The 5,273-nt window shown below is 67.6% G+C and carries 2 protein-coding genes; both read left to right on the forward strand.

What is annotated here, in order from left to right; genetic code table 11:
- The first annotated feature begins 50 nt into the window (after nucleotides 1–50).
- Nucleotides 51–1,526, forward strand: coding sequence for a Y-family DNA polymerase (locus AC2TZ7_RS08580; RefSeq protein ID WP_489866585.1), 1,476 nt, complete (start codon nucleotides 51–53; stop codon nucleotides 1,524–1,526).
- A complete protein-coding gene (locus AC2TZ7_RS08585; RefSeq protein ID WP_489866586.1) occupies nucleotides 1,523–4,936 on the forward strand; it encodes an error-prone DNA polymerase in 3,414 nt (1,137 codons plus the stop codon). The genes AC2TZ7_RS08580 and AC2TZ7_RS08585 overlap by 4 nt, the downstream gene beginning before the upstream one ends.
- Nucleotides 4,937–5,273: the final 337 nt, after the last annotated feature.

Below are 5,273 nucleotides of genomic sequence, written 5' to 3' on the forward strand. Positions count from 1 at the left end.
CTAAAAAGAACAAAGCGCGAACAAATGACTCGAACCCTAGGCTCAGCGACATGCTCGACGGGCGCACACGGCGTATTCTCACCCTCTGGTTTCCCCGGCTGGCGAGCGACCGGGTTCTTCGGGCGCGGCCCGTTGAGGGGCCCTTCGCGCTGGTCCTGCGCGAGGGCAATACCGACCGGCTGCACTGCCTGAACGCCGCCGCCGAGGGGCAGGGGCTGGCGCGCGGCATGGCGCTGTCCGAGGCCCGCGCCTTCTGCCCCGCGCTGCAGACCGCGCCCGCCGATCCCGCCCGCGAGGCGCAATTCCTCGAAACCCTGCGCCGCTGGGCCACGCGCTACTGCCCTTGGGTGGGGCTGGAGGACGAGGGGCTGGTGCTCGACATCACCGGCTCGGATCACCTCTGGGGCGGGGAGGAGCCGATGATGGCCGAGATGGCCGCCCGGCTGGAGCGCGCCCGGATCACCGCGCGGCTTGGCCTTGCCGATACCCGCGGCGCAGCCTGGGCGCTGGCGCATTTCGCCCCCGGCCGGGCCGCGCCGGGCGCGCGGCTCGCGGCTCTGGGCAAGCTGCCCGTCGCCGCGCTGCGCCTGCCGCATGACACGGTCACGGGGCTGCAGCGGCTGGGCCTGCGCGAGATCGGCGACCTGACCCGCACGCCGCGCGCGCCCCTCGTGCGCCGCTTCGGGGCGGGGCTGATGGCGCGGCTCGATCAGGCCTTGGGCGATCTGCCCGAACAGGTCTCGCCCGTGGCCGATCCGCCCCATTACGGCACCCGCCTGACCCTGCCCGAACCGATCGGCCAGCAGGCCGACGTGACGGCGGGGATCGAGCGGCTGCTCGACCGGCTCTGCGCCAAACTCAAGGAAAACGAGACCGGCGCGCGGGTGCTCTGCCTCACCCTGCGCCGCGTCGATCAGGCCAGTCAGGAGGTCGAGCTGCGCCTCGCCACCCCGCTCCGCGACGCCACCCGGATCGCGACCCTCTTCGCGCGCGGCATCGAGGATATCGACGCGGGCTTCGGGATCGACCAGATGCGCCTCGTCGCCACGCAGGTCGAGGCACTGCCCGTTCGCCAGATCGGCGCTATCGCCACCGAGCGGCGCGACAAGCTGGGCGATCTGATCACCCGGATCGGGCTGCGCATCGGGCTGGAAAACGTCCAGCGCTACCTGCCCGCCGACAGCCATATCCCCGAGCGCAGCTTCCTGATCGCGCCCGCCGCCTTCACCGAGCCCGAGGGCAACTGGCATCAGCCGCATCCCCGTCCGCTGCGGCTGTTCCCGCCCGAGCCGCTCATGTCCGACGCCCCCGATCCGCCCCGCCGCTTCCGCTGGCGGCGTCAGTCGCTCAGCGCGGAACGGATCGAGGGGCCGGAACGGCTGACCCCGGAATGGTGGTTCGACGACCCGAACTGGCGGCGCGGGATGCGCGACTATTGGCGCGTCGAGACCGGGCAGGGGCTGCGGCTCTGGATGTTCCACACGCCGCAGGATCCCGGCTGGTATGTCGAGGGGGTCTTCGCATGATCGCCCCCTTCGCCTTGGCCGAAATATCCCGGGGGGCGCCCGACGGGCGCGGGGGCAGCGCCCCCTCCACGGTCGTGACCATCGCCAACACCCCCGCCATTCCACTCGCCTATGCCGAGCTTTGCACCACCTCCAACTTCACCTTCCTCACCGGCGCATCCCACCCCGAGGAACTGATGGTGCGCGCCGCCGAGCTGGGCCTCGAGGCCATCGCGATCACCGACCGCAACTCGCTCGCGGGCGTGGTCCGGGCCTTCTCGGCGCTCAAGGAACTCAAGCGCGAGATCGGTGAGGCGCTGCGTATCCGCTCGGAAGTCCAGCGCGACGAAAGCTCCCGCCAGCCCATCGGGTCGCCGCAGGATCTGGCCCGACCCACAACCGCGAAACTGCCGAAGCTGATCGTCGGCGCGCGGCTGGTGCTGAGCGATTGCCCGGTCGAGTGGGTGGCGCTGCCCACCGACCGCGCGGCCTATCACCGGCTGAGCCAGCTTCTGACCCGCGGCAAGCGCCGGGCGGGGAAGGGGGAGTGTCACCTGACCCGCGCGGACCTTCTGGAGGGCTGCGCGGGGATGATCCTGATCGCCCTGCCGCCCGCCGATCTTGCCCGCGCCTACCGCCCGCTGCAGGAGATGCGGCGGCGCTTTCCGGGACAGGTCTTCCTTGGCGCGCCGCCGCGCTATGACGGCTCGGATCAGCGCTGGTTCGATGCCTGCGCGGCGCTCGCGCTCCGGGCCTCGACGCCGATGGTGGCGACCGGCGACGTGCTGATGCATCGCGGGTCGCGCCGGCAACTGGCCGATGTGCTGACCTGTCTGCGCGAGGGTTGCACCATCGACGCGCTTGGCACCCGCGCGCTGCCCAATGCCGAGCGCCGGTTGAAGGGGCCGCAGGACATGGCGCGGCTTTATCGGCGCCACCCCGCCGCCCTGCGCCGAAGCTGCGAGATCGCGGCGCGCTGCGGCTTCGATCTCGACGAACTCAGCTACGAATATCCCGACGAGGTTGCGCAGAACGAGCCCGCGCAGGACCGGCTCGACCGGCTCGCCCGCGAGGGGCTGGCGCGGCGCTCTCCGGGGGGGATATCGGAACGTCACGCGGGGTTGCTGGAGAAGGAGCTGCGCCTCGTCTCCGAACTGGGCTTCGCCGCCTATTTCCTCACCGTCCATGACATCGTGAGCTTCGCCCGCAGCCGCGGTATCCTGTGTCAGGGGCGCGGCTCGGCGGCCAATTCGATCATCTGCTGGGCGCTTGGCATCACCGATGTCAGCCCCGATCAGATCGGCATGGTCTTCGAGCGCTTCATCTCGAAATATCGCGGCGAGCCGCCCGATATCGACGTCGATTTCGAGCATGAGCGCCGCGAGGAAGTCATCCAGTGGATCTACGAACGCTACGGCCGTGACCGCGCGGGGCTTTGCGCGACCGTGATCCATTTCCGCACCCGCGCCGCGATCCGCGAAGTGGGCAAGGTGATGGGGCTGAGCGCCGATGTCACGGCAAGCCTCGCGGGCCAGATCTGGGGGATTTCGGGCAAGGGGCCGGACCACGCGCGGATGGGCGAACTGGGCCTCGACCCCACCGACCGGCGGCTGTCGCAGACGCTGAAACTGATCGGCGAGATCATCGGATTTCCGCGCCATCTCAGCCAGCATGTCGGCGGCTTCGTCATCACGAAAGGCCGCCTCGACGCGCTCTGTCCGATCGAGAATGCCGCGATGGAGGGGCGGACCTGCATCGAATGGGACAAGGACGATATCGACACTTTGGGCATCCTGAAGGTCGATGTTCTCAGCCTCGGGATGCTCACCTGTATCCGCAAGAGCTTCGACCTTCTGGCGGGTCACGAGAAGCTGGATATGTCGCTCGCCACCGTCCCGCAGGAGGACATGCCGACCTATGACATGCTGTGCCGCGCCGATGCGGTGGGGGTGTTTCAGGTGGAAAGCCGGGCGCAGATGAACTTCCTGCCGCGGATGCGTCCGCGCACCTTCTATGACCTCGTGATCGAGGTCGCCATCGTCCGTCCCGGTCCTATTCAAGGCGGCATGGTCCACCCCTATATCAACCGCCGTCAGGGCCGCGAAAAGGTCGATTTCCCCTCGAAGGAACTGGAAGGCGTGCTGGGCAAAACCCTCGGCGTGCCGCTGTTTCAGGAGCAGGCGATGCAGATCGCGGTGGTGGCTGCGGGCTTCACCCCCGAAGAGGCCGACCGCCTGCGCCGCTCGCTCGCGACCTTCCGCAAGATGGGCACGATCGGCACCTTCCGCGACCGGTTCGTGGAGGGCATGCTGGCGCGCGGCTACACGCCCGATTTCGCCGATCGCTGCTTCTCCCAGATCGAGGGGTTCGGCGAATATGGCTTCCCCGAGAGCCACGCGGCAGCCTTTGCGCATCTCACCTATGTCTCCTCTTGGCTGAAGTGCCACCACCCCGCGATCTTCGCCTGCGCGCTGCTGAATTCGCAGCCGATGGGCTTTTATGCGCCCGCCCAGATCGTGCGCGACGTGCGGGAACACGGGGTCGAAGTGCGGCCCGTTTGCGTCAACCATTCGGGCTGGGACAGCTCGCTGGAACGCCGCGCGGACGGGACCCTGGCGCTGCGTCTGGGCTTTCGCCAGATCAAGGGATTTCGCGAGGAAGATGCAGGCTGGATCGTCGCCGCACGGGGCAATGGCTACCCCGATCCCGAGAGCCTGTGGCTACGCGCGGGCACGCCCCCGCATGTGCTCGAACGCCTCGCCGAGGCCGACGGATTTGCCGGAATCGGCCTCACGCGGCGCGATGCGCTCTGGGCCGTGAAGGCGATCCGCGCCCCCGCGCCACTGCCGCTTTTCGCCGATCCGATGGACGGGGAAGGGGGGCGCGAACCGGCTGTGGAGCTGCCCGCGATGCATCTGGGAGAGGAGGTCGTGGAGGATTACGTGGCGCTCAGATTGAGCCTGCGCGCCCATCCGATGGAGCTGCTGCGCCCCTCGATTTCCGGCCTCACGCCGCATTGCGAACTGGTCGGCACGCGGCAAAATCGGGTCACGGTTTGCGGTCTCGTGATCACCCGCCAGCGCCCCGGAACGGCCTCCGGGGTGATCTTCATCACGCTGGAAGACGAGACCGGCGTGAGCAATGTCGTGGTCTGGCCGAAGCTCTATGAACGGTTTCGCCGGGCGGTGATGGGCGGGCGTCTTCTGCGGGTCTCCGGGCGGCTCGAACGGGAGGGGGTGGTGGTCCATCTGATCGCCGAAAAGATCGAGGATCTCTCCCCGCGACTGGCCGATCTGGGGCACCCGCTCGACGACGTTCTGGGCCTCACTACACCCCAGGCGGACGACGCCCCGAGGCCCCGTCCGCAGACCACCGCGCGCCATCCGCGCGAGCAGGCGAAACGGCTTTTCCCGAGCCGGGATTTCCATTGAAATCCGGCCTCTACCGGCCGTCGCGCGACACTTTGCCCGGTGCGGCGATTCGCCTCGCTTTGGACGCAATTGTTCCCGTTACGTCAAGAAAGCCTTGTGGATAAGTTTCATTGTTGACGCAAAGTAATCTTATTAAGTCGCTGAAATATATATGTTTCATATGATTTCGGCACCCTGTGGATACTATTTTCGTTGCAATATCGCTGCGTGAGTTCAGCCTAAAAGAGAACAAAATTTCGTCAGAAGGCGGAACCGCGTTCATATCGCAACTTGGGGAGGGAGCTTGCCGATTTAGGTGAGCTTCAGGCGCGTCTTGTCTTTATTTGGCTTGACCAGT

It is taken from the genome of Thioclava sp. ISO4 (genome assembly GCF_058105145.1).